Annotated in this window: 13 protein-coding genes and 1 pseudogene; 4 read left to right on the top strand and 10 right to left on the bottom strand. The window is 61.4% G+C overall.

Annotated elements, in window-relative coordinates:
• Window positions 1-5: 5 nt before the first annotated feature.
• Window positions 6-1367, bottom strand: a complete 1362-nt coding sequence (locus GVL52_RS07100) for a TolC family outer membrane protein (protein WP_160005268.1) — start codon at window positions 1365-1367, stop codon at window positions 6-8.
• A gap of 513 nt (window positions 1368-1880) precedes the next feature.
• Here GVL52_RS07100 and GVL52_RS07095 point away from each other — a divergent pair.
• Entirely contained in the window at window positions 1881-2447 is a 567-nt protein-coding gene (locus GVL52_RS07095; RefSeq protein WP_244619115.1) for a GGDEF domain-containing protein, read from the top strand.
• 235 nt (window positions 2448-2682) lie between these two features.
• Here GVL52_RS07095 and GVL52_RS07090 read toward each other — a convergent pair whose 3' ends face one another.
• The 3 genes from GVL52_RS07090 to GVL52_RS07080 all read right to left on the bottom strand — a co-directional run bounded on the left by GVL52_RS07090 (window position 2683) and on the right by GVL52_RS07080 (window position 16317).
• Window positions 2683-14355 carry a VCBS domain-containing protein gene (locus tag GVL52_RS07090; RefSeq protein WP_160005264.1) on the bottom strand — a complete coding sequence of 3891 codons (11673 nt, stop codon included), beginning with the start codon at window positions 14353-14355 and terminating at the stop codon, window positions 2683-2685.
• Between the two features lie 396 nt (window positions 14356-14751).
• Window positions 14752-15531, bottom strand: coding sequence for a VOC family protein (locus GVL52_RS07085; RefSeq protein ID WP_160005262.1), 780 nt, complete (start codon window positions 15529-15531; stop codon window positions 14752-14754).
• 57 nt (window positions 15532-15588) lie between these two features.
• On the bottom strand, window positions 15589-16317 hold the full coding sequence (locus GVL52_RS07080; protein ID WP_160005260.1) for a thioredoxin family protein: 729 nt from the start codon (window positions 16315-16317) through the stop codon (window positions 15589-15591).
• Window positions 16318-16401: 84 nt separating this feature from the next.
• Here GVL52_RS07080 and GVL52_RS07075 point away from each other — a divergent pair, with 84 nt between their 5' ends.
• A complete protein-coding gene (locus GVL52_RS07075) occupies window positions 16402-16848 on the top strand; it encodes a MarR family winged helix-turn-helix transcriptional regulator (RefSeq protein ID WP_160005258.1) in 447 nt (148 codons plus the stop codon).
• On the opposite strand, the gene GVL52_RS07070 is transcribed toward GVL52_RS07075, so the two are convergent.
• The 4 genes from GVL52_RS07070 to GVL52_RS07055 form a co-directional block, all read right to left on the bottom strand.
• Window positions 16845-17600 carry an RES family NAD+ phosphorylase gene (locus tag GVL52_RS07070; protein WP_160005256.1) on the bottom strand — a complete coding sequence of 252 codons (756 nt, stop codon included), beginning with the start codon at window positions 17598-17600 and terminating at the stop codon, window positions 16845-16847. The genes GVL52_RS07075 and GVL52_RS07070 overlap by 4 nt on opposite strands.
• On the bottom strand, window positions 17560-17943 hold the full coding sequence (locus GVL52_RS07065) for an MbcA/ParS/Xre antitoxin family protein (RefSeq protein ID WP_160005254.1): 384 nt from the start codon (window positions 17941-17943) through the stop codon (window positions 17560-17562). The genes GVL52_RS07070 and GVL52_RS07065 overlap by 41 nt, the downstream gene beginning before the upstream one ends.
• A 284-nt stretch (window positions 17944-18227) precedes the next feature.
• Window positions 18228-19559, bottom strand: a complete 1332-nt coding sequence (locus GVL52_RS07060) for an MFS transporter (protein WP_160005252.1) — start codon at window positions 19557-19559, stop codon at window positions 18228-18230.
• A 370-nt stretch (window positions 19560-19929) separates the two neighbouring features.
• Window positions 19930-20352 (bottom strand): organic hydroperoxide resistance protein, encoded by a 423-nt coding sequence (locus GVL52_RS07055; RefSeq protein WP_160005250.1) that lies wholly within the window; start codon window positions 20350-20352, stop codon window positions 19930-19932.
• Between the two features lie 136 nt (window positions 20353-20488).
• On the opposite strand from GVL52_RS07055, the gene GVL52_RS07050 reads away from it, so the two are divergent.
• Together GVL52_RS07050 and GVL52_RS07045 are read left to right on the top strand one after the other, a co-directional pair.
• The gene (locus GVL52_RS07050) at window positions 20489-20956 is read left to right on the top strand and encodes a MarR family winged helix-turn-helix transcriptional regulator (protein ID WP_160005248.1); all 468 of its coding nucleotides are present in this window, start codon (window positions 20489-20491) and stop codon (window positions 20954-20956) included.
• Window positions 20957-21107: 151 nt separating this feature from the next.
• Window positions 21108-21833, top strand: a complete 726-nt coding sequence (locus GVL52_RS07045) for a gamma-glutamylcyclotransferase (protein WP_244619106.1) — start codon at window positions 21108-21110, stop codon at window positions 21831-21833.
• Between the two features lie 17 nt (window positions 21834-21850).
• Here the strand turns inward: GVL52_RS07045 and GVL52_RS07040 are convergent.
• Together GVL52_RS07040 and GVL52_RS07035 are read right to left on the bottom strand one after the other, a co-directional pair.
• Window positions 21851-21955, bottom strand: a pseudogene (locus GVL52_RS07040) (LysR family transcriptional regulator); the annotation flags it as partial.
• Window positions 21956-22116: 161 nt separating this feature from the next.
• Complete coding sequence (locus GVL52_RS07035) at window positions 22117-22842, bottom strand: L,D-transpeptidase (RefSeq protein ID WP_160005246.1); 726 nt, start codon at window positions 22840-22842, stop codon at window positions 22117-22119.
• Window positions 22843-22876: the final 34 nt, after the last annotated feature.

Raw genomic sequence — 22876 nt, 5'->3', positions numbered from 1 at the left:
CCCGACTATTGCTGACGGATCGGCGCCAGGAGATCCATAGGCATGCCAGCCTTCTGATGCGAGTCGACTTCGGCATATCCGGGGTTCTGGGCGGTCGCAGGAACAGCGAACTCCTGGCGAGCGTAAGCACTGGTATCGTCGAGCGGCTTCAGCTTCATGGTCTGAAGCAGATTGCCGGATGCGGCGAGGATCTTGTACTCGGCAAACAGCGAGGCAACGCGCGCCGTGTCTGCGAGAACCTTGGTGTTGAAGCGGGTGTTCTGCGCGTCGAGCACGTCGAGCAGCGAACGCTGGCCGACCTTGAACTGCTCGCGGTAGGACCCGACCAGCTGGTTGTTGATCGACGACTGCTTGCCGAGGATGCCCGACAGCTCGCCGCGGCTGGCGCGTTCGTTCCAGGCGGAACTGACCGATTCCTTGACTTCGCGCTGTACCTGGGCCAGCGCATAGCGCTGCTCGCCGGAGCGACGGATCTGCTCCTGCTCGCGGGCAACATCGATGCCGCCGCGATAGAGGTTCCAGCGGGCGACGACGCGCACCTGGTAGTCATTGGTATTGCCGACATCGCCGTCGATATCGTCGCCGACGCGGGCCGTGCCTTCAAGATTGACCTTCGGCAGATAGTTGGCTCGCGCGCCACGAACGCCGGCATCGGCCGCATCGATATCCGCATTGGCGGAATAGATACGCGGGCTGTTCTTGTTGGCGACGAACAGTGCATCGTCGAGTGTCTTCGGGATATACTTGGCAACCGATGGTGGCACCACCGGATTGACGATCGGCTCGCCGACGGCCTTCATGAAGCGGATCTTGGTGGCTTCCAGCTCTTCCAGCGCTTCGCGCAGGCGAGCCCTGGCGGCCTGCAGGCGTTCGCTGCCCTGGAGACGGTCGGCGTCAGTCAGCGCGCCGCCCTTGATGCTTTCGTTGATGTCGCCGACCATCGTCGAGTGGAAGGAGACATTCTCCTTCGCAGCCGCAACAATCTGATTCTGAAGCATATATTCCAGGTAATCCTGGGTCACTTCGAGCGCCAGCGCTTCGGAGCGCTCCAGAACGCGGAAGGAGGCGCCATCGACGCGGGATGCCTGCTGATCGACCTGCGACTTGCGGGCGCCACCATCAAACAGCGTCTGGGTGACCGTGACACCGACATCGCCGGGCGACAGGTAATCGTGATCCGAGCTCAGCGTGCCCGTGGTCGAATTCGACAGCCTGCGGCGGCCGATACCGGCTTCCAGATCGACAGACGGCAAGTACAAACCGCGCGCCTGGCGAAGTTCAAACTCGATTGCTTCTCTATCTTTTGCAGCCTGAAGTATCTGCGGATTTGTCTTCATCGTTTTTTCGATGGCCTGCTGCAAGGACATCGCATTTGCATCGACGAAAAACGAGAAATTCAGAGCAACAGTGGCAGACAAGACTGCAATTATGCTTTTGCTTTTAAACAAGATGGATGCCCCTCAACATCTAAATTCACCGGGCGAACCCGTATACCGAAAGCTTTCATTCGGCAGACAAGTAACACCAATTTTTTCACATTCCTATTGCAGCAACCGGCTTTCCTGCGGAGACAGTTAATTCGCCTGTATAACGAGCTAAAGCTAGAATTTTACAGGGTTTTTTAACGTCAACTTTTTCCGCGTATGTTTCTCTGGCGTTACTTCCACAAGGACGTGCCCGCTATGAAATTCCGCCAGAGTTACCGTTCCGCAACAGACCTTTCGGCTCTTCGCATTGCAGCAATCGCTTCGATTTGCTTTGCTGCATGTTCAGTCGGGTTTTTACTTATATTAAACCTTCTGATGCCGGATCGACCATTTTTGGTAGGGTTCACCGGAGCCACTGCAATTTCGGTTTTTGTTGCATTTCCGCTGCTGATGATGCTTCAAGTGAAGAATAATGAACTGCGGAAACTACAAGAAGCGGTCAATTATGCTCAAAGGCACGACAGCGTTACCAAGACTTTGAACGGCGCTGCCTTCGCAGCCGCGGTAGAACACTACATAGACAGGCGAAAACGAATCGCTACGGACGCCGGCGGCGTGATGATCGCCATCGTCATCGACACGCTCGATGCCATCAGCCGGCGCTACGGACCGCAATGGGCAGACACCGTCATGCAGTCGCTCGCCACCATCACCCAGTCGTCGGTGCGCTCCGGCGATCTCGTCGCGCGGCTGGCGACCAACGAACTCGGCGTGTTCCTGCCGGGCGCCACCATCGAGAATGCCCAGGATGTCGGCATGCGCATCCGCCGCCGCTGCGAGCAGGCCGCATTCACCGCCGGCGACGCACCGCTGTCGCTCAACATCCGCCTCGGCGGCGCCGTGTTCGACGGTCCGACGGACTTCAACCACATCCGCCAACTGGCCGACGAAATGGCCATGGACCGCGGCGGCATCGACGCGGACGAGGCCGTGCCGATCTCGAGACTGCCGGCTGCCTGAGGCGCGGCGGGGCGGCGGTTCGATTGTTCCCATGGGATATCCAATGAGGCGCGCAGGGCGCCTCTTTTCGTGCGCGGCGCCGGCTTTTCACCCTTCGGCAAAGACAATTTTCCGCATAGCCGGCGTTTATGCCGCCTCGTTTTCTCCCCACAACGCGAAAAAGGCGCTCGCGCGCCTTTTCCAATCTCGATGGCAGAGTGGTTCTGCCGGCCTGTTATCCGTCAGCCGTTAGCCGTTAGCCGACATGCGGCGCGGTGACGGCGTCGTGCTTGTCGTCGAACAGGATCTTGACCGCTTCCGTGGTGTTCTGGAGAACCGCCACGTCGTGCCAGCCGCCATTGGCGTTGACGCTGACCGTCGTGTCGGCGCCGGTGACCGTCGTCTTGACGCTTGAGAGCGCCTCGGCTTCGGTTGCCTCGTGGCCGAGCAGGCTGTCGAGAAGCTTCGACACATCGAGCGTGTCGCCTTCGCCGGCCTTGTAATCTGTGATCACGTCGGCAAGCTTGACGTCGGCCAGCGCGTTGGTGTCGAGCACGAAGGTGTCGGCCCCTACCCCGCCCGTCAGCGTGTACATGCCGCCGGCGCCGGAGAGGATGTCGTCACCATCGCTGCCGATCAGCGCGTAGGCGTGGTCGTCGCTGCCACCGAGCGCGGTGTCGAAGGCGACTTCGACGAAGTGGCCGGCCGAGCCGTCCGTCAGCGTGTAGCTGCCGTCCGCGAGCACCGACTGACCGTTGATGTCAGTGTTCGAGGCACTGGCATCGAGCGAGAGGCTGGCGATCTGGTGATCGGCCAGGCTCGACAGCTCGCCGGCATCGCTGATGCCGTTGTGATTGAGGTCCTGCCAGATGGTAAGCTTCGAAAACGCCTCGTCGGTGGCATCGATCTTGCCGTCATGGTTGCTGTCGAGCGTCGCCAGCGCCGCCAGGCCATCGACATAGCTGCCGCCGGCAAAGTGCGGCGAGAAGATCTCGCTGCCATTGTCGATCTTGCCATTGCCATCGACATCATAGGCCAGAATGCCGTCCGTACCAGCCGTCCAGGCAATCTTGTCCTGGTGACCATCGGCATTGATGTCGAAGGAGACACCGTTGTCGAGGGTGGTGAGCGCAATGCCGTTGTGGTCGAGGTCGAGGATGATGGGGTCGATGGCGGAGGTTGCGCCGACGATGGACGACAGGCCGCCAGCCGGAAGGGTGTAGCCCTTCAGGTCAACCAACGTGTAGTCCAGACCGGTCTGATGCTCGAACAGAAAGGTGTGGACACCATCCGCGAGAGCAGCGGTGAAAGCCACCACGGTATTGTTGGCCAGTCCACCGCCCTGCAGGTACTTGACGGCGGTGGCGAGATCCAAGCTCGAGTCGATCGCCGTCCGTGTCTGACCATTGTAGAAGGACACGATGCCATTGCTAATCGTGTGAGCGGTAATGGTCGAGCTTACGCTGCTCTGCGAAAGCGTGACGTTGGCAAAATTACCGTTCGACGTGTTCGACAAAACCACAAGAGCCGCACTGTTTGGCAGTTCGATCTTGTCATCCTTGGCATTGAAATCGGTGATCTGGTCATAACCGGAGACCGAATAGCTCGTCCGGCCAATGAAGTCATTCGACAAGGTAACGACCGGAGCGGAATCGCCGGTAGCAATCATGAACGTATTATTGCCCGTGCCGCCGGTCAGCGTATCGCCACCGCCGCCGCCAACGAGAATATCGTCGCCGTCGCCGCCATTCAGCGTTTCATCGCCGTTGCCGCCGATCAGGATGTCGTTGCCGCCCCTGCCATTGAGGCTGTCGCCATCACTGCCGCGGCCGATAAGGATGTCGTTGCCGGCGCCACCAGTTACTGAGCTGGATCCGGTGTAATCAACATCGACGTGACCGCTGGTTGCTGCCTTGCCATCCGAGGCCGTGTAATCGAACGAGCCGCCTCGAAAGGTGAAGAAACCATCGTTGAACGTAACGGTCTGACTGCCGGAGGAATGGCTGACGCTATCAAAACCGGCATTCTTGACGCCGGTAATGCTCAGCGTGTCGCCATCAAGATCGCTGTCGTTCTGAAGCAGCACCCAATCCGGGATCGTGATCGAAGACGCGTTGGTCACAATTGTATCGGCAACGACGATTGGCGCACTGTTGGGCTTGGTGTCATCGGCACCGTTGATGGTCACCGTCACGACCTGCGGCGTACCGTCGATCGTGGTCACGGTGAACGTGTCGGTCAACTTGTCGCCAGTGTTGAGCGCGTTCACCTTGGCGTTGGTGTTGTCGAGGACATAGCTCCACTTGCCTGCCGCATCGATCGTGTAGGTGCCGTAGCCGAGGGCGCTTGCGGCGGCCTTGCTGACGACGGTCCATGTGTCCGCCGCGTTATCGACATCGGTCGAATTCAGGTCGCCGGTGACCGTTGCGGTGCCGGCATTTGCATAACCAGCCTCGATTGTGGTTCCGCTGCTCGTCCCGGTGATGACCGCTGCATCGTTGGTGCCGGTGATGTTGACCGTCACAGAAGTCTTGGTGCCGTCTGCCGAGCTGACACTGAACGTTTCGGTGTAAAGCTTGCCCGCTTCAAATTCGTTGTGGGCCGAGCTTGCGGTGTAAGTCCACGAGCCGTTTGTAGCAATCGAGAACTTGCCGTAGGTGCCAGCACTATTGGTCTGCGCGACGAAGGCCTCAGCGCTGTCGACGTCAGTGATCGTCAGGGCGCCGGAGGCGCTGATCGCCCCTGCCTTATTGCCCTCGCTCAGAGCGGCAACGGCGCTGGAGAGAACCGCAGCATCGTTGGTACCGGTGATATCCACCTTCACCGTCGTGATGGTACCGTCAACTGCGCTGACCGTGAAGGTTTCATGATAGACCTCGCCGGCCTTGAACTCATCATGCGCCGAGCTTGCGGTGTAGGTCCACGCACCATTGGCAGCAATCGAGAACTTGCCGTAGTTGCCGACAGTATTCGTCTGCGCGAGGAAGGCTGAGGGGTTGTCGATGTCGCTGATCGTCAGGGCACCGGAGGTGCTGATGGCCTCTGCGGAGTTGCCTTCCTTCAGTGCGGCAACGGCGCTGGAAAGGACTGCAGCATCGTTGGTCCCATTGATTGTCACAGCGACGATCTGCGGGGTGCCGTCGATCGACCGGACGGTGAGCGTATCGGTGACGCTGACGCCGGCTCCGAGTGCCTGGATGCGCGGGTCGGCGTTGCTGGCGGTGTAGGTCCAGTGACCGGCTTCCGTCAGCGTGAAGACGCCGTAGCCGTTCGAACCGGCGACACCGGACTGGGCGACGAAGCTTGCCTGGTCGTGGTCGGCATCGGTCACCGTCAGATCGCCCTGGGCAATCAGCTTGCCGACATTGGCGTCGCGGATCACGATGTTGTCGATGCCGAAGTCTTCGTCGGTGTAGCCCTGATCCAGATTGTTTCCGAAACCGAGCGTGACCTTGCTGCCGAGACCCTCGGCCACGAGGCTGACATGGTAGATCCGGTCGTTGGCAGTCATGCCACCGTTCAGCGCCGTGTCCACACCGCTGGAGGTGATGACGTAGGTGCCGCTGATGCCGTTGACCGAGAAGGTGCCGGTCGCTCCGTCCTTGCCGTCGTTGCCGGTATTTTCCGGCGTGAAGACGATGACTTCCTTGCCGTTCAGATAGACCTGCAGATGCTCGCCCCCATCCCAGCTGTCGATCTTCAGGAAATCAAACGCGATATTGGCGGCAGCGACGCCGGCCGGGATATCGATGGTGTGGGCAACCGACTGGCGACCGTCATACAGCGCGATGTTGTTTTCCGACAGGTGCTGCGTCAGGCTTCCGCTTTTCTGGATCAAGGCGTTGCTGCCCCATTCCGGAGCGTCGCCCTGCGGGCGTCCTTCAAAGTTTTCGCTATAGTACGGGGCGGTGCTGACAACCGAGACATCTTCCGTGATGGTCCCCGTCGCCGTGCCGCCGATCACCGCGGTGTCGTTGGTGCCGTTCACGGTGATAGACAGCGATGCCGTGGCGGTTTCGCCGTGGGCATCCGCCATGGTGTAGTTGAAGACCTCGGACTTCTGCTCGCCTGCGGCAAGCGACTGCGTGACGGTCCGCGTATCGTCGAGCGTGTAGGTGTAGCTGCCGTCGGCGTGGATAGTCAGCGCGCCGTAGGTTCCGTTGACGACGGTTTCGCCCGTGGATGCTACTGTCGTGGAGCCGACCTGGGTGACAACCTTGGTATCGTAGGCATCGACGTCGGTGTCGTTGGCCAGCACATTGCCCTGTGCTTGGGCGACGCCGTCCGTGCCGTTGTTCACGCCGCCGGCTTCGGTAACCGAAGCAGTGTCGGCGACTGCCTTCGGTGCATCGTTCAGCAGGTCTGCTGCGGATACGATGCCGTCATGGGCCTGCGAGACGTCCGCTGCGAACTGGAACTGCTCGATATTCTTCGCCGTTGCGATGACGGTGTCGCCGCGCGCGATCGCGAAGGTCCCGTCGGAGGCCTGTGTGACCGTGTAGTCGGTCCAGTGACCGGCGAGCTTGACGGTGTCGATGTCGCCGCTGCCGGAAGGGTCCGCGTCGTTGATTTCGACCTTGGTGCCGGCCAGTGCCGTCAGGTCGATGGTGTCGCTGCCGGAACCGCTGTTGATGACGATCGTTGCCGGCGCGATTGCCGTTCCTGTCAGATCGCCGACGGTGACCGTATCACCGGCAGAGCCTGTGTTGATGACGATGCGTTCGATTTCATCGGCGCGGATCGTTGCCGTATCGGTGCCGGTATAGCTGACGGTGACGTCGTTGAGATCGGTCTCGGCCGGGTATGGCGCGATGTTGCCGGCGCTGGCCTGCGCAAGCTGGCCGATGGTGAACGAACGCTGCTCTGCGTCGCCGGTGATCTCGAGGATATCGTAATTGGGAGCTTCGGTGCCTGTTTCGCTGCCGCCGTTGATGCGGTCGTTGCCGTCGCCGACACTGTACTTGAACAGATCGTTTCCGGCGCCGCCGATCAACGCGTCGTCACCCTTGCCGCCGATGAGGATGTCGTTGCCGGCACCGCCATCGAGGCGGTCCACGCCGTCGCCGCCATACATCACGTCATTGTCGGCACCGCCGCGCAGAATATCATTGCCCGTCCCGCCGTAAAGCGTGTCGTTGCCGGCGCCGCCTTCCAGCGTGTCATCGCCGGACAAGCCGGAGATCAGGTCGTCACCGTCGCCGCCGAGCAGCGTGTCATTGCCTGCGCCGCCGCCGATGGCGTCGTTGCCGGCGCCGCCGTCGATGGTGATGCCGCCGCCTGCCGCATCGCTATGGTAGCTGGACGCCACCATGATGACGTCGTTGCCTGATGTGCCGGTGATTTCTTCGACGCCGGAGATGTAGCCGGTGGCGCTGTAGGTGTCGTGGACATAGCCGCTGGCGGACCCTGCATCGAGCACGATCTTGTCGTAGCCCGTGCCACCGCTGACCACGTCGGCGGTGCCGGCCAAGCCGTCGATGCTGACGGTCTGCAAGGTGCCGTTGCCGAGGTCGAGAACGCGGGTTCCCGAACCGATCACATCGGTGCCGAGGATGAAGGTGTCGTTGCCGGCACCGCCGAAGAGCGTGTCGCTGCCGGTTCCGCCGACAATCGTATCGTTGCCGTCTTCACCGTAGAGCTTGTCGTTGCCGCCATCGCCTTCGATGTAGTCATTGCCGGCGCCGGCGAAGATGGTGTCGTTGCCGGCCTGGTTCGGGTACTGGGGGCCGTCGCTTTCACCGTAGAGGTAATCGTTGCCGGTGCCGCCATAGATGAGGTCGTTGCCGCCCTCGCCCTTGGCCGTGCCGCCGCCATTGCCGAGGATGAGCACGTCATCGCCGGCGCCTGCAAACAGGCCGTCGCCGACGGTGTCGTCGCCGCCATAGAGGAGGTCGTCGCCGGCGCCGCCGAAGATGTTGTCGGAGCCTGCGCCGCCGACCAGGATATTGGCACTGCCATCGCCGAAGATGACATCGTCGCCGGAACCGCCGGCGACACTTTCGATGCCATTCAGGGTGTCGCTGCCTTCACCGGTCGCCTGATGCGCGCCGATCGTTACCGGCCAGTTGGCCGCGTCGCCGAGGTTGGCGATGATGTTGGCGCTGGAGCCGGAATAGTCGGCTGTGTCACCGCCATGCACGGAGGCCAGAATTGCTGCTGCGCCATCCGATGTCGGGCTGCCGGGAACCGTGAAGCCGACTGTCGTGTTGGTGCCACCGTCGAGGACGTCATTGCCGCCACCGCCGATGAGGCGGTCATCGCCGGCACCGCCCTTCAGGACGTTGTCTTCCGAGCCGCCGACGATGGCGTCGTTGCCCGTGCTGCCGGTGACGTTGACGATACCGCTGACATTGTCGATGCCGACGACCTTGTCGGTCACGGCACTGGTGTCGGTCGCCTTGTCGGCACCGACCGTCTGGCCGGCATAGGTTGCCGCCGCATTGTCGAGATTGACGAAGACGCCCGAGGTCAGGTCTGCGTAGCTGATGTCATGGTTCTGGTTGCTGATCTCGCCTGCCGCATCGACGCGGACGGTGAAGGACGCCGTGTCGGCGTCGCCATCACTATCGATTGCAGAATAGCGGAAGGTGATGTCGGTGAAGTGATCATTGCCGCGGATCGAAGAGGTCTGGTCGAGCGGCTGGTTCAGCGTGAAGCTGTAGGCGCCGCTGCCGTCCTTCGACAGGGCGACCGAGAAGACGACATTGTCGGCATGCGCATCTGCCGGGATCTGGCTGCCGATGTAGGCGACCAGAATGGCGTTGATCAGCACGTAGGACAGCGGCTGACCGCTCGAGGTCAGCGACGAGGCGCTGATCACATTGGCTGCGGCACTGTTGCTGGTGAAGACAACGTTGCGCGCCGCGCCGTCATCGCTCTTCCAGTCGATGTTGAGGGAGACATTGCTGATTGCCGGGCTGCCGGAGGCTTCTTCGACAGTCTGGATCGATGGCGTGTGTGCCTCAGGGGTATCATCGATGATCGAGACACTGAAACTCGACTTTGCGGTGTCGCCATCGCTGTCGGTCGCCGTAAAGCCGAAGTCTAGCGTTGCGCTTGTGCCGTTTCCGCTGGTGTGGTCGATGCTGTCCTTGAGCACGAAGGTGTAGGAACCGGTGCCGTCATCAGACAGCGACACGGTGAAGATTTCCGTGCCGCCAGCCTTGGCTGTCAGGACGGTGTTGTTCTGCGAGAGCGTGTAGACGATCGCGACGCCGTCATGGGTCAGACCCGAAGGCGCACCGTTGACGATCCCCGAAAAGGCCAGGCTGCGGTTGTTGCTGACGCCGGAATTGTTGTTGTCAGCACCCCAGTCTACGGCGAGATTTCCAACCTGAACGGTCGAATAAGGCGTGTCCGCCAGGATGACGTCGATGAGATCCGTCGGCAGCGCGCTTTCGTTGACCGTTTCATTCTCGACATTGCCGATCTGCGGGCCGCCGTCGAGAATATCGACGGAGATGGTGCCGGTGACAGCATCGCCATCGGCATCCCTGGCGACGAAGCCGAAGTCGAGCGTCTTGCTGTCTGTCGCGTGGTCAATGTTGCCATAGAGGCGGAAGGTATATTCGCCGCTGCCGCTATCGCTGAGGCTGACGGTGAAGATGACCGTGTGGCCCGGGCCGGCAGATGCCGTCAGAACCGTCTTGTCGCTGTTGAAGCTGTAGGTGATCGTCTGACCGTCGGAGGTCAGGTTGGCGGGCGCGGCAAACGAGCCGAAGGAGACGGAACGATCGATGTTGCCGGAGCCGTTGCGGTCATCCGCACCCCAGGAGATCGCCAGATCGCCCTTCTGCACGGCCGAGTTTGCCGTGTCTGCCAAAATCTCGTCGCCGAACGTCAAAGGCAGGGCAGTTTCGGAGACCGATTCATGCTCGACGGTGCCGATGATGGGCTTGTCATCGAGGATCGCAACGTTGACGTTGATATCGATGTGATCGCCATCGCCATCGGTCGCGACAACGGTGAATTTCAGCGTCGTGGTGTCGCTGTTTGCGGCATGGTCGATGTTCTGGAACAGCGTGATGCCGTAGGACGGGTTGGTCGGCGACGTCAGCGCAACGATGAAAACAGGATTATTGATCGTCTCGGTCGATTTGAAGGCGACGAGCTGGTTTTCGCCCGATTGCGTGGTGCGCAGGGCGTAGCTCAGCGACACACCGTCCGAGGTCAGACCATCCGGGTGAAGCGGCTGGCCCTGCGAATCGGTTGCGAAGTCGACATGTGCACCGGCCTTGTCCGCGCCCCAGTTGACGTTCAGCGACCTGAAATCAGTCTGAACCATACCCGTCGGATTGTGGTCGGTACGCAGTTCAGCTTCGCTGACGGTTGCGGTTTCCGGCTGCGCGGTCAAGGTCGGAGCGTCGTCACGGAACTGGATCTGGCTGCCGATGTCGATCGACTTTGTCGTCGTGTCGCCATCGAAATCCGTGGCGCTGATAACCGCGGAGATCTTCCCGGTCAGGTCGACCAATTCGTTGGCATCGGTGCCGATCGGGTGCTGGATTGCCTGATACTGCGCAATGCTGACGTGGCCAGAGCTGTCCAGGCTGATTGCAAAGACTGCGTTGCCATCTGAATCGCGACCGACAACGAGACCGTTCTCTTCGTGCAGCGTGATTTTTTCGCCGGCTGTCGTGCTTAGACCGGATACTTCAGTGGTGACGTGAAGCGTCAGCGAAACCTTGCTTGGCTCGTCGGCACCGACGCTCGATCCATAGGTGACGATGGCGTTGCCATTGCGCGCATAGCCCAGCGCATGCAATCCTTCAGTGCTTTCAATGCCTGCGAATGGTGACTTGGCGGCAGATGATGTGCTGTCGTTGGTTCCTTTGTCGTTGCCAGTGGTTTCGTCATGGATGACGGTGCGCCCTGTCAGCGAAATCGAAACCGTCGGCACATCGTCCGCAACCGTCACCGTAAGCTTGCCGTCCAGAACGACGCTGTCGCCATCGCCGTCGGTTGCCTTGATGATCGAGCCGAAATCGATGCCTGAGACGGTTTCAGAGCCGGACTTCAGATCATTGCCTGTGCCTGCGGCATGATCGAGTTGGTCGTACTGCTGGTACTTGAAACTGCCGTCGCTGTTCAGCGTCAGCGACAGGACCGGGCGATCCACGAGCGGGTTGTAGACATGGTTGCCATTATCGACATAGCCGATGATGGTATTGCCAACCACAGCGTAGGAAAGCTCGCCGCCCTTGGAAGAGAGGTGCAAGGCCGAAAGCGTTGCGACCGCATTGCTTGTGAAGGTGAAGGCTCCGGCAGCGGCCGAACCGTCGGCGCCGAATGCGACTGTCGATGCAACAGAGCCTGAGACCGTTGCAGCATAACCAAGGCCAATGGCCGAAAGGTCTGACGAAGAGCCGTCCGCCGTTCCATCACGGGGGCTATTGCCCTGCGATAGAAAGTTCAGGATATCACCTTCGTCCGCACTGACAGCAACGATCGTCCCGGTGGTCACTGGAACGTCATCTTTGACGTTGATCGTCAGCGAGCCCGTTGCCGTATCACCGTCACCGTCCGTTGTCTGGAAGCCGATTGTGACCGGCAGGTTGTCATCGGTTTCGCCAGCCTTGCCATGGACAAGAGGTGCGGACAGGTCGAAGCTGTAACTTCCGTCGGCATTGACCGTCAGAATGAACACAACCGCATGACTATCGACGCCGGTTGCCGTCAGGATGGTGGCGCCGTCCTTGCCCGTCGTCGTGGCATATTCAACGCTCTCGGGAACGCCGTGGCCGTTCACGTCGTAAATGGCCTGGAGACCCTTTGGTTCCGTGAATGAGACAGACTGGACACCATCGGCACCTGCCGTGAACAACGAGCCTGCAGACCCCGTCACCGACTTGGCATCGGCGACATCGCCGTCACCATCAGCGTTACCGCTGAAAAGCAGCTGCGCATCGTCATCCAGCTTGGTTTCGGCGCTGACGACGCTGGCCATCGGCGCGTCGTCGTTGACGATCACAGTCAGTGTGCCAGAGGATGTGTCGTTATCTCCGTCCGTGACGATAAAATTCACCGTGAGGGAAAGATCGTCCTCACCGCTGCCGGTGTGGACCAGTGGCGCGCTGACGGTGAACTCGTAAGAACCGTCGGCATGAACGACCAGCGTTGCAACCGTCTGGCCGCTTTGCGCACCGATCGCCGTGAATGTTGTGTCGCCGCCCTTGACGGAGGCGTCACCCCAGCTGGCATTCTCCTGAAGCGCGAAGCCATTTTCGCCCTTGTAGATGGCCGTGAGCGTCATCTGCTCGCCACCGAGCTCGATGCTCCTGAAGCCGTCAGCGCCGGTCGTAAACAGCGCGCCGGCGTCGCCGCTAACGGTCTTTACACCGGTCTCACCGTCGATATTGCCGGGGAAAACCGACTGTATGTCGTCTTCCATGCCTGTCTTGTTGTCAGCATCATTGGCGACGGGGACGTCGTCGTTGATGGTGACAGTGAACGCTGCCGGCACGGTATCGCCGTCGGCATCCTTGGCCGTAATGGCGAAGGACAGATCGATCTGTGTGTCTTGGGCGTTATCGACGGCCAGCAGGACAATGCCGCCCTCGTCGCCTACTGAAGGCTGAGCTTGTGGATGATCAATGCTGGTCAGCAGCTGGAAGGTGTAGCTTCCGTGTGCGGAGGCTGGATCGAGCGTAACGATGAAAACATCGACGTGGCCTTCGCCATTGGCCGGACCGGTGTAGCCGGTCAGCGTGTGTCCGTCTGCTGAAATCTGGTATTGGATGATCTCGCCATGCGACGTCAGGCCTTCTGGCGCGCTCTGCTGGCTGAATGTCAGATCACGCTGACTGCCGCTATCGGCACCCCACTGGACGCCCAGCGAAATGCTGCCGCTGACTGCAGGGCTCTCGCCGCCCTGAAGACCAGCCTCGTTTACGCTGCTGTTGTCATTGGCACCAGCAAGATCGATCGTCGGCGCGCTGTCGCCGATGTCGATCGAAGCGAAGCCGGTGGTGCTGTCGAGGTCGTTGTCGGTCACGGTGTAGCTGAACTGCAGGCGCAGAATGTCTGCAGCACCCGCCTGGCCGCCGTCGGGATGATCGAGCGGGCCCGACTGGGTGAAGGTGAACTCGCCGGTGTTGACGTTGGTGACGGTCAGCGTGAAGACCACCTGGCCGTTGGCCGTGCCCGTGAGTGTCAGGCCGTTTGCGGTGACGACGACAGGTACGCCGCCCGATGTCAGGTCGATCGGAGCGCCGGGAAGGCCACCTTCTTCATCCTGGTTGAGAGAACCGGTGTAACCAATGCTGGTGATGACGCCGTTATCCGCGCCGCCGATGAAACCGAACTGGCCGTTGACGGTCTGCGACTGGAAGCCGCCTTCGACGAGGCCCGTTTCGGTCAGGCTCAGAACGGTGGTCGGGGTGATGATCGGGACGTCGTCGATGTTCTCGCGGTTGCCGCCCGGTGCCGCGTCGGCCTGCTGCGTATCGGCGAGCAGCGAAGCCAGTTGTGTCGGGTCGTTGGCATCTGGCTGGAGGCCGTCCTGGAAGTCTGCGCCGGAGCTCGAAGGCGAGGAGCTGGCGGAATAGGAGCCGTCGGGGCCGGCGGCCACGTTGATGTTGCTCTGCTCAAGCGCCGCGATCACCGCCTGCTGCGGCAGCTCGACTTCGCCGAGCAGGAAGGTCGGAACGTGCAGCGCGCCGTTGACGATGACGATCTCGGTGCCATCGGCCTGGACGAGGACCAGATTGTTGCCTTCGACGTGAATGTCGTCGATCGAGGTGCCGGCCGGCAGGTGGGCGATATTGTTCTGATCCGGGACAACCTCGCCCGCGGGCGCGGCGGACGCGACCTCGGGGGCTGCCGGAAGGCGGCCAGTTGTTTCAGCCGGCTGATCTGTCTGTTGCTGCGTTTGCTGGCCGGAAACGGCCTGCGCGACCTCGACGCCCTTTGCGGCGGAAGTCTGCATCATTGCGTCTTCATGAATATCCGAAATGAAGTCATGCGTTACATGTTCAGCATCGCCTGCAGAAATGCGCGGATCTTCGATAGACATACAAAATACCCCAATGAGAAACTGGGGCCAAATAATTCTGCCGGAGATACAAAAGCAATACTGCGGTATGGGCACCGATATAGCCGGTTATGCATCCACCCAGAAATGTTTATGAACGGTTAACCGCAAAGGCCTTCGGTCGATAAAATTCTAATAAAAATAGAACGATAGAGGCTATTGCGCGACATCGAAAAGCAGCTTGCGCGCTGGGCGATTCGAACCTTCAAACGCAATGGGAAACGCTTGATACAGCACGGCCGCGAGGCTCTTTCGAGCACCCCGCGGCCGTGGCGCAAAAGGCTTGGGAACAGGCTATCTGACGGGCGCCGCAAGGCAGAAGAAGGCGCCCTGCGGATCGAGCGCCTGGACGACCCAGGTGCCGCCTGGAACCTCCATCGGACCGTTGACGACCTGGCCGCCGCCTGCAGTTATCCGCTCGATGGCGGAATCGATGCCGGGGACGTTGAAATAGTAGACCCAGGCCGGCATCGGCACGCTCGCAGGCTTGGTCATGATGCCGCCAACCGGCGTGCCGTGTTCGGCGAAGATGCGGTAGGGTCCCATCTCTCCCATCTCGAAATCGTGATCCTTGGTCCAGCCGAAGACCGTCGCATAGAACGCGAAGGCTTCCCCGCCGTCCCCGGCATAGAGTTCGCTCCAGCCGAGCGTGCCGGGTGCGCCCATCGGGGCCTGTGGCGGCGGGTTGTCCATCGGCGCCGGGGTCATGATGCAGATGATCGCACCGTGCGGATCGGCGACCACGGCAAAGCGGCCGACACCGGGGATGTCTTCCGCCGGGCGGCGGATGGAACCGCCATTGGCCGCAAAGTCTTTTGCGGATTGATCGACGTCGTCTACGGCGACATAACCGGTCCAGTTCGGCGGGATGCCGGTGCCTTCCAGCTCAGCCGGAAATGGCATCATGCCGGCCCTGCCGACGCCGCTTGCCTCGAAGAGGGTATAGGGCGGCTGGCCCGGCACGGTCATTTCGCTCGTCGTCCAGCCGACGACCTTGGTGTAGAAGTCTATGGCGCCCTTGGTATCGGGTGTCATCAACTCGCACCAGATGAACTTGCCATGCGTATCGGACATCGTAATTCCTTTCACGTTCGGCATTTTCGAAGGATCGGTATCGGATGATCTCAGGCGTCAATGGCAGCAGGATGACGCCTTCGGCGACTGCTCGTATTCGTCATGACGCTTCAGGAAGCTCATCGTCGAGTCCTCATTGCGGCCCTTGGGTGCGCGGTCGAGGATCATCAGGGTGCCGATCAACTCTTCCGGTCCGCGGGCGTAGCTCGAGTATGTGTGGAAGATCTCGCCCTTGTCGTTCTTGTAGAAGGCGCTAAGGCCCGGCAGTTCGTCGTTGGCGTTTTCGGGCGGGATCGAGGTGAAGTTGTACTCGACCTTGTCCCTGGCGAGATCCTCGGGCGTGAAGGAGACGTGATAGTCGAAGTTGAAATCGCTGGTCGATGACGACACCCAGGGGAATTTCCAGCCCATTCGGGTCCTGTAGGCCTCGATCTTGCTGACGGGGGCGCGCGAGACCGCGACCCAGGTGACGTCGTGATTGTTCAGATGCGGCAGCGCGCCATCGACATGGTCACAGAGGAACGAGCAACCGGGGCAGCCGGCCTCCCAGTCGGGGCCGAGCATGAAATGGTAGACGATCAGTTGGCTGCGGCCGTCGAACAGCTCAGACAGGCTTCTCTTGCCCCCCGGCGTGTCGAAGGCATAGTCCTTCTCGACCTTCACCCAGGGCAGCGCCATGCGCTCGGCATTGACCTTGTCCCTGAGATGGGTTGCTTCCTTCTCCTTCAGAAGCAGAGCGCGGCGCGCTTCGAGCCAATCCTCGCGGGAAACGATTTGGTTCTGCATCGTCTGCGCCCTCCTCCGGCGCGACCGAGACGGTCCATTTTCCTTTTCCTTGACTATATACATTGATATCAATAGAAATTGCGCATGTCAAACGCGATAGAGATTCCCTATGGGACGACGCTGCTGGTGCGCGACACCTGCCTTTGCCTGCATGCGCAGCGGGCGGCGCGGGCGCTGGCGCGGTTGTTCGACGATGCGCTGAGGCCGGCCGGACTGACCAACGGGCAATTCTCGCTGATGATGTCGCTCAACCGCCCTGAACCGCCGCCGATGGGACCGGTTGCCAAGCTGCTGGCGATGGACCAGACGACGCTGACGGCGGCGCTGAAGCCGCTGCAGCGGCGCGGCTGGGTCGACGTGATCGCCAACCCGAAGGACAGACGCGGACGGCTTCTGCGGCTGACGCCCGAGGGCAGAACCGTGCTTTCGGCGGCGCTGCCGATCTGGGAAAGCACCCATGCGGCGCTGGAAAAATCCCTGCCGGAGGGCAATGCCGAGCGGCTGCGGCAGGATCTGCAGGCGTTGGCCTAGCGTCCTGCAATCCGGGGATCGCCGGCGAAATCGGCGCGCGCAAAGCCGATCCTGATTTTCGGGAATTCACACAATGCCTGCACGCCGGATGCCGACAGGCGGATGCGCCATGTCTGTCGCTCCAGCGGTTCGCGGGCTGCAAACGCCGATGCGGTGAGCAGCGCGACGTTGCGGCCGTGGCCTGGATCGCGGACCGAGGCGTAGAGGATGGCCTGGCATTTGGCCTCGCGCGCGGCATCGGCGAGCGACTGGCAGGGCTCGTAGCGGATGGGATCGCTCCAGACGGCGTGGTCGCGGTCGAGCGGGGATGCGGTGAGATCGATTGCTCTCGCCGTTTCGATCGCAGCCGAAAAGGCGGTGTATTCGGCAGCGTTCGACGGCAGCGGCGTGTCGGGCGAATCGGCGAAGAACAGCAGCCGGTAGAAGGCCATTTCGGCGAGCGCCGTCTCGACCTTTTCAGAGGCGTAATAGACGCCAAGCGTTCGCCCTGCCCGGCGGAAGCGCGAACCGTGCGGATAGATGGCGCCGTAGCGGAAGGGCGTGGCCAGCAGGTAGTCGAGGCCTTGGCATTCCGGCGGCAGCGCCGGCTTGCTTTCCTCCAGCAGACTTTCGAGCAATGCCTGTTCCTCCAGCGTATCGACGATCTTCAGCGTCGAAATCTGGTGTTGCGCCTCGACCAACCGCCAGAAGCGGCCAGCAACCGGGTGTGCCTCAGACGAGAGCGCGGCGGGCGTCCAGGTAGGCAAGGACATCGGTCAATCCTGATATGCTGACGATCTTTTCGAGCGGCGTTGCGCCGAGTGCGGTGTTGGCATTGCGCAGCCATGTCCGCGCCACCGCTTCGTCACCACCGACGATGGCATCGAGCGAGCGGAACAGGCGCACCAGCAGGATGGCGAGCTCGAAGGATTTGGAACCGCGATCGAGCAGATAATCCTGCCGCTTCATGCGCGAGACGGTGGCTTCCGACAGGCCGAGAACGGACGACAGCGTGCGGGCGCTGATGCCGAGCCGATCGGCAGCGTTGACGGCGGCCTTGGTGATGACGGCTGATTCTGCGGGGCGCGGATCCGATAAGAGAGTTGCGAGAGCCATGGCTGCGTCCTTTCCTTGGAAATAATATATTGATTTTATTTCCGATGGAAAGAGCTAATGGTCATGATCGGCGAATTCGGAGCCCCCTCATCCGCCTGCCGGCACCTTCTCCCCGTTGGGGAGAAGACAATCGTGGTGAGCGTCAGCGAGGCGATGAGGGGTGAGCGACGCCGGAGCGAGCGGACGGAGCGCCACGCGACGGACGAGACGCCCTGCCCCCAAAAACGCAAAAAACCCGGCCTGCAGCGCAGACCGGGTTCTCGTTCGTCACAAAGGCCGGGAACTTACTTCGCGTCCGGGTCCTTGATGACCTTGCCGATCGAGAAGGCGAGGATGGCCGAGAGCAGCATGAAGGCGCCGACGATGAACATCGGCATTTCGTAGAGGCCTGTGGCATCCTTGACCGCACCGGTGATGTAAGGGGCGGCGAAGCCGGCGAGGTTGCCCACCGTGTTGATCAGGGCGATGCCGGCGGCAGCCGCCGCACCCGTCAGGAAGCGCGAGGGGAACGACCAGAAATTCGGTAGCGCCGAGAAGATCGCGCAGGCCGTGAGCGTGATGGCGAGCACGGTGGCTTCAGGCGAGGACATCAGCAGGGCAAGCGGAATGCTGATGGCGCCGACCAGCGCCGGGATGCCGACATGCCAGGCACGGACGCCGCGCTTGGAGGCATCGCGGCTCCAGAAGAACAGCGCGAAGGCGGCCGGCAGGTACGGGATGGCGGTGATCAGGCCCTTTTCGAAGACGCCGAACTTGGTGCCGAACTTGGTTTCGAAACCGCCGATGATGGTCGGCAGGAAGAAGGCCAGCGCGTAGAGACCGTAGATCAGGCCGAAGTAGATGCAGGACAGCAGCCAGACGCGCTTGTCCTTCAGTGCCTGCAGGGTCATGCCGCCATGGCCCGATAGCTTGCCGACTTCTTCCTTGGCGAGTTCGCGGTTGAGCCAGGTGCGCTCGTCCTCGTTCAGCCACTTGGCAGCGGTTGGGGTATCGGGCAGGTAGAACCAGGTGACAATGCCGACGATGATGGCCGGTACGGAGACGCCGAAGAACATCACCCGCCAGCCTTCGAGACCAAACAGGCCATGCGCCTGGATCAGCAGCGAGGCGATCGGCGCACCGATGACCGTGGTCAGCGGCTGGGCGAGATAGAAGAGCGCCAGGATCTTGGCGCGATGGCGGCCGGGGACCCAGGTGCTCAGATAGAGAATCGCACCGGGGAAAAAGCCGGCTTCGGCAACGCCGAGCAGGAAGCGCAGCGTATACAGGCCGGTGATGCTGCTGACCCAGGTGAAGAGCAGGGCGACAATGCCCCAGGTCACCATGATGCGGGCCAGCCAGCGACGGGCGCCGTATTTGTGGAGCGCCAGGTTGCTCGGGATTTCAAGAACGATGTAGCCGAAGAAGAAGATGCCCGCGGCAAAGCCGAACTGGGCCGCGGTCATGCCGAGATCCTGGGTCATGCCATTCGGACCGGCGAAGGAAATGGCCGTGCGGTCGAGGAAATTGATGAAGAACATCAATGCAATGAAGGGAACAATGCGGATCGAGATCTTCCTGATCGCCGATTTTTCGACCTGCTCGTCCTGTTCCGATAGTTTAAACGTCGCGTTCACATAGTCCTCCCGACAAGAGCGCATTCCGACCGATCCCGGCCCCCGATGCGCCCTGCGCTATGCAACCCCGCCCTGCGGGAATGCTTGATGTTGATCTCTGGCCCTACTCCGAAAGGTAGCCTTTGATGTCCGACGTCTCAGCAGCGGTGGCGCTCGAAAACCGGATGCGCCTGATGCTTGAGCTGCAGCGGACATACCTCCTCCCCCAGCGAGCCCCGCAACTCTTTCAAAATGCGCAGGGCACGTCAACTGGTATGATGACATGGTCAGCATTCTTTATAGATGCCTAAATCTGCCTACACCGCAGAACGCAAAAGCGCCGCACTCCTGGGAGCACGGCGCTTTTGCGGATCAATCGGGCTGATGCGTATCAGGCGACGGTGACAGGCACTTCAGTCGAGGTGCGCAGGGCGTGGCTGTATGGGCAAACGATGTGGGCTGCGGCGGCAAGCTTTTCAGCTTCGGCCTTGTCCATGCCCGGGATGTTGACGGACAGCGCCACCTCGATGCCGAAGCCGCCGCCATCTTCGCGCGGGCCGATACCGACGGTCGCCGACACGGTCGTGTCTTCGGGAATCTTGACCTTCTGCTGGCCTGCAACAAATTTCAGGGCACCGAGGAAGCAGGCCGAATAGCCGGCAGCAAAGAGCTGTTCAGGGTTGGTGCCGGTAGCGCCGTCGCCGCCGAGTTCCTTCGGAACGGTCAGGGTGACGTCGAGAGCGCCATTTTCGGTAACGGCGCGGCCTGCGCGGCCACCGGTGGCAGAAGCTTTGGTTGTGTACAGGATAGGCATGTCAGTCTCCTTGGCTTTGGGTTGGTGCGTTGGTGTTGCATTTTCTATATTGCACAATTAAATTGTACGCAAGTGAATTTTGCAAATTGCATTCGGAATCCGAAAAGAGGAGAATGCGGGCATAAGGAATGAGGCGATGACAGCGCAGACGACAAAGACGATGGACATTCCCGAAGAGGAAAAACGGCTCGAGCGGCAGCTGTGCTTTGCTGTCTACTCGACGGCACACGCCTTCACGCGCGCCTACAAGCCGATCCTCGACAAGGTCGGCCTGACCTATCCGCAATATCTGGTCATGCTGGTGCTGTGGGAAAAGGCGGCGTTGCCGGTGAAAAGCATCGGCGAGCAGCTCGACCTCGATTCCGGCACGCTGTCGCCATTGCTGAAACGGCTGGAGCAGAACGGGTTGATCACCCGCACCCGCGATCCGAACGACGAGCGGCAGGTGATCGTATCGCTGACCGCGAACGGCGAAGCGATGCGCGGCGAGGTCGATACGATCATGGCGGCGATCGGCCAGTCGGCAGGCTGCACGCTGGAAGAGATGGCGACCATCCGCGAGATGCTGCAGGGCTTGCGGGCCAACCTGACGGCCGCGGTATGAACCGGCGCTTCTCCTGCCGCTGACCAAGTGAAATAGCGGCGAAGCGGCCGATCGGCAGTTGACTCCTGCGGCCAGTTTGCGAAATTTGCAGATGCGACGTTTGTTCGCGCAATCCAGTCGGGGGGCCAGTCGGGAGGAATTGCGAGATGTCATGTCCAAAACACGCACCATGTGCCTTACCCCCGATCTCGTGCAGCTCTGCTACCGCGAAGAGACCGACCCCGGCCCGGACCCGCGCCGCACGACGCTGACCGACGACGACTTTACCGCCTTCACCGCCCGGCTGACTGAGGAAAGCGGCAGCGAACCGCTCTGGGTGTTTGCCTATGGATCGCTGATCTGGAAGCCGGAATTCGAGTTCGTGGAAAAGCAGCGGGCGACGGCGATGGGCTGGCATCGCTCCTTCTGTCTGGAGATCAAGAGCTGGCGCGGCTCGCCCGACCAGGCGGGGCTGATGATGGCGCTGGAGCGCGGCGGCCAATGTGACGGCGTCATCTACCGGCTGCCAGAGGGCGACCGGACGGCGCAGATCGCACGGCTTCTGCGGCGCGAAATCAGCGACCGGGATCACATCAGGACGGTCCGCTGGCTGCCGGTGAAGACGCAAGCGGGACGAACGCGGACGCTCGGCTTCTGGGTCGGGCCGACAGGCGACAGGATATGTTCGAAGGCGCCCCTGCCCTCGGTGGCAGCCACTCTGGCGCGGGCCTGCGGCTATGTCGGCTCCTGCGCCGAATACCTCTACAACACCGTGACCCATCTGGAGCATTTCGGCATCCACGACCGCAACCTCTGGCGCCTGCAGCAGCTGGTCGCAGCCGAGATCCGTGATATCCACGGGATCGGGGAGACGTCACCACCGTCAGCCGCCGAATAACCTCGGCGAAGCCACCGTCACGAGCCGACCGCGCGCAGCGAATTCATCATTTCCCGCAGGCCGAGGTTCAGGTGCTTGTCGCGGCGCAGGACCATGCCGAGCTTGCGCACCAATGACGGGTTGACGTGTCGAAGATCATCGACGGGGTCACTGCCCACTATCTGGCATTTGAGGACGAGAGAATGTCGGCATTCTGGGGATGAGGCCGGCCTCTGGCGGCGGCGGGCAAGGAGCCGGCCGCGAGCTGTCTCTCCCCTGATCGGGGAGAGACGAAGATGATGGCTTACTGCTTGACCACGATCGGTGCCTTGTACGGCACCCGGTCGTAGAGGTCGATGATGTCCTGGTTGAGCAGGCGGACGCAGCCCGAAGACACGGCCTTGCCGATCGAGCGCCAGTCCGGATTGCCGTGCAGGCGGTAGAGCGTGTCCTGGCCGCCGGAGAAGATGTAGAGCGCGCGGGCGCCGAGCGGGTTCTTCAGGCCCGGTTCCATGCCGCCGTTCTCGATCGAGTATTTGACGAGTTCCGGCTGACGCGCGACCATCTCGTTCGGTGGCTTCCAGCGCGGCCATTTCTGGCGCCACTGGATGACGCCGTCGCCCTGCCAGGCAAAGCCCTCGCGGCCGATACCGACGCCGTAGCGCATCGCGGTGCCGCCCGGCTGGACCAGATAGAGGAAGCGCGACGGGGTATCGACGACGATCGTGCCCGGCTGTTCGCCGGTCGGATCGATGACCTGCTGGCGATAAAAGCGCGGGTCGATCTGCTGGTAGGGAACCGGCGGGATCAGGAAGCCGCCGTCCTCGATCGGGCCGTACATGACGGCAAGTTCAGCGTCCGTCGGTGCCGGTGTCGTCTGGAAGGCGCGGATCGGATTGGGGAAGGACATCGGCTGCCCGCCCATCTGGCCGGTGCCCGAGGTGGACGCACAGCCTGCCAGCGCTGAAGCCGCAGTCATCGCCGAAAGCGATAGAAAGCTGCGGCGGGATATGGTGTTTTCAAAGCTCATAACGCGGGTCTGATTTCCTTTGGCGCGGACACGG

It is taken from the genome of Rhizobium sp. 18055, assembly GCF_902706285.1.
Classification (GTDB): Bacteria; Pseudomonadota; Alphaproteobacteria; order Rhizobiales; family Rhizobiaceae; genus Rhizobium.
Note: the sequence above shows the minus strand (reverse complement) of the source record. Positions and strands in the feature narration are given on the sequence as shown.